This window comes from Nocardia xishanensis NBRC 101358 (assembly GCF_001613365.1).
In the GTDB taxonomy this organism is placed as follows: Bacteria; Actinomycetota; Actinomycetes; order Mycobacteriales; family Mycobacteriaceae; genus Nocardia; species Nocardia xishanensis.
In genome coordinates this window covers 1-2,811 of the sequence record NZ_BDCF01000110.1, presented here as the reverse complement: position 1 = coordinate 2,811, position 2,811 = coordinate 1, and the positions used below count along the sequence as shown (strand labels likewise).

Sequence of the window (2,811 nt, the reverse complement as noted above, 5' to 3'; positions counted from 1 at the left end):
CGAGCCGCAGCGCGGTGCGGCGGTCGACCGGCGGGACATGGTGCGCGACGGTGTCCTGGGGTGTGTGCCGGTCGACCCGGCTGCCGAAGGTGCGCCCGGCGTGTGGCGGGGCGGGGAGGCGGAGGGGCACGGCACTATCGTGCCAGACCGGCCCGACCGCTCCGACCATCCCGATGACTGCCCGCCGCGACCCGCCGCGCGCGCCGCGGACCCGGGTCGCTTGTCGCGGGCCGCTGGTCCTTTACACTCTCGTGGCGCGTTACGCTAGACCTTCGGTACAGAAAATTCCGACCGCGTCACAACTGAACCAGGAGCCGCCCCACATGCCGATGCCGACCGAGGAAAGGGTGAGCCAGCTCGTTGCTGGACTCGTCGAACGCCGGGGATTCGACCTCGAGGGCGTCGATATCTCGACGGCAGGCAGGCACGCGGACGCGCAAGCCAAAGTCAAGGTCACCGTCGACAGCGACGGTACCGCCGATCTCGATGCCATCGCCACGCTCAGTTCGGAACTCTCGTTGCTGCTCGACGACGCGGGCGATTTCGGTGAGACGCCCTATCTGCTGGAAGTGACGACGCCCGGCATCGACCGCCCCCTGACCGCCGACCGGCACTGGCGCCGCGCGCAGGGCCGCAAGGTGCGCGTCACCCTGAGACCGGGGGCCGAGCCACCTGAGCCAGGTAGCTCGGCGCGGTTCGAGGCGCGAGTGGGCGCGCTCGGGCAGGATTCGGTGGCGCTGGTGTTCGGCGGCAAGCGCAATCCGCACCGGGTGCACGTGCCGCTGGCCGATATTGCCGACGCCGTCGTCCAGGTCGAGTTCTCCCCGCCCGGCGCGCGGGAGCTGGAGCTGGCGGGCGGGGTGGCGCCCGGTCGTCCCGAACCGGGGCGCGACGACGATGCCCTCGCGGTCGACGACGCCGCAGCTGCCCGAGAAACCACCGAAGCACTACCTGTAACAGCGTCCGATTCGACCGAAGGGATCGTGGAATGAACATCGAAATCGAAGCCCTGCGCGCGATCGTGGCCGACAAGGGGATCTCGATCGAGACGGTGATCTCCGCGATCGAGTCGGCGCTGCTGACCGCGTATCGGCACACCGAAGGCCACCAGCCCAACGCGCGCATCGACATCAACCAGAAGACCGGCGTGGTGCGGGTGATGGCCCGCGAACTCGACGCCGACGGCAACGTGATCTCCGAATGGGACGACACCCCAGAGGGTTTCGGCCGCATCGCGGCGACCACCGCGCGCCAGGTGGTGTTGCAGCGGCTGCGCGACGCGGAGAACGAGAAGTCCTTCGGTGAGTTCTCCACCCACGAGGGCGACATCGTCGGCGGCGTGGTGCAGCGCGACGCGCGCGCCAACGCCCGCGGCACCGTGGTGGTTCGCATCGGCAGCGAACTGCACGGCACCGAGGGCCTGATCCCGCCCGCCGAGCAGGTGCCCGGCGAGACCTACGAGCACGGCGACCGCATCAAGTGCTATGTGGTCGGTGTCTCACGCGGCCCGCGCGGACCGCAGATCACGCTGTCGCGTACCCACCCGAATCTGGTACGCAGGCTGTTCGCGCTGGAGGTCCCCGAGATCGCCGACGGCTCGGTCGAGATCGTCGCGGTGGCCCGCGAGGCCGGGCACCGTTCCAAGATCGCGGTGCGCTCCACGGTGCCCGGCGTCAACGCCAAGGGCGCGTGCATCGGCCCGATGGGTCAGCGTGTGCGCAACGTGATGAGCGAACTGGCGGGCGAGAAGATCGACATCATCGATTACGCCGAGGATCCGGCGGCCTTCGTCGGCAACGCGCTGTCGCCCTCGAAAGTGGTTTCCGTCACTATCGTCGACGCCGACGCCAGGGCGGCACGTGTCGTCGTGCCCGACTTCCAGCTCTCGCTCGCGATCGGCAAGGAAGGGCAGAATGCCCGGCTGGCCGCGCGTTTGACCGGCTGGCGGATCGATATCCGCAGCGACGCGGCCCCCGACGTGGGCGGCGGCGTGCGGACGGAGGCGCATCGCAGTTGAGCGGAGCTCACACCGCGAACAGGGAATCCCGCCCCGGGGATGACATGTTGGTAACTTCCGCGGGGGAGGGGTTCGGCGTTCGGGGCCGGGCAGCGGTACAGTGGTCCAAGGTTCAGCACGAGCCTTCGGCATCTTTGCCCGAACGCACCACCGATCAGCATCCCGCGTCCACGCGGCGGTCGGCTCCGGTGCGTACGTGTATCGGATGCCGGAAGCGCGAGTTGGCCGTCGATCTGTTGCGGATCGTGGCACAAGATCGGGACGCCGGAGACGGATCCCGTATCGTCGTGATCGTTCCCGATCCGCGGCGCAGACTTCCCGGGAGGGGTGCCTGGTTGCACCCCCTTTCGTCTTGTCTGAGCACGGCAGAACGGCGCCGAGCATTCGGCAGAGCACTACGAGTGTCCGGACATCTGGATATCTCAGCCCTGGAGCATTACCTCGAGAACAGGCACGAGCACTCATGAGCACACCGTGAAGTACCAACGATGAACGTCCATCGGAGATAACCCGAGGTCGTGCGGGCCGCCGTCCCCTGAAACGGTGGCGCTGCTCGACCTCTCAGTGAGGAGAGCAGTGGCAGGCAAGGCCCGCGTGCACGAGTTGGCAAAAGAACTCGGTGTCACGAGCAAAGAACTACTCGCAACGCTCAAGGAGCAAGGCGAGTTCGTGAAGTCGGCGTCCTCGACGGTGGAAGCGCCCGTCGCGCGTCGGCTGCGCGAGTCGCTGGCGGCGAAGTCCGCGCCGGCAGCAGACTCCAAGTCCGGGGCGCGCCCCGGTCCCGCTTCTTCGGC

4 protein-coding genes are annotated in these 2,811 nt (G+C 68.3%); all 4 read left to right on the top strand.

Annotated elements, in window-relative coordinates; all coding sequences use genetic code 11:
• Positions 1–323: 323 nt before the first annotated feature.
• A complete protein-coding gene (gene rimP / locus NX1_RS34855; protein WP_068069416.1) occupies positions 324–992 on the top strand; it encodes a ribosome maturation factor RimP in 669 nt (222 codons plus the stop codon).
• The gene (gene nusA / locus NX1_RS34850) at positions 989–2,017 is read left to right on the top strand and encodes a transcription termination factor NusA (RefSeq protein ID WP_068069413.1); all 1,029 of its coding nucleotides are present in this window, start codon (positions 989–991) and stop codon (positions 2,015–2,017) included. Before rimP ends, nusA begins: the two co-directional genes overlap by 4 nt.
• A gap of 134 nt (positions 2,018–2,151) precedes the next feature.
• Positions 2,152–2,484 carry a YlxR family protein gene (locus NX1_RS35845; RefSeq protein ID WP_084501998.1) on the top strand — a complete coding sequence of 111 codons (333 nt, stop codon included), beginning with the start codon at positions 2,152–2,154 and terminating at the stop codon, positions 2,482–2,484.
• A 109-nt stretch (positions 2,485–2,593) separates the two neighbouring features.
• The coding region (locus NX1_RS34845; RefSeq protein ID WP_157120411.1) for a translation initiation factor IF-2 N-terminal domain-containing protein at positions 2,594–2,811 on the top strand (218 nt) is incomplete at its 3' end.

What these genes read in the sequence shown, in the direction of transcription:
- rimP (WP_068069416.1), top strand. Translation starts at nt 324, where the DNA reads ATGCCGATGCCGACCGAGGAAAGGGTGAGCCAGCTCGTTGCTGGACTC.
- nusA (WP_068069413.1), top strand. Translation starts at nt 989, where the DNA reads ATGAACATCGAAATCGAAGCCCTGCGCGCGATCGTGGCCGACAAGGGG.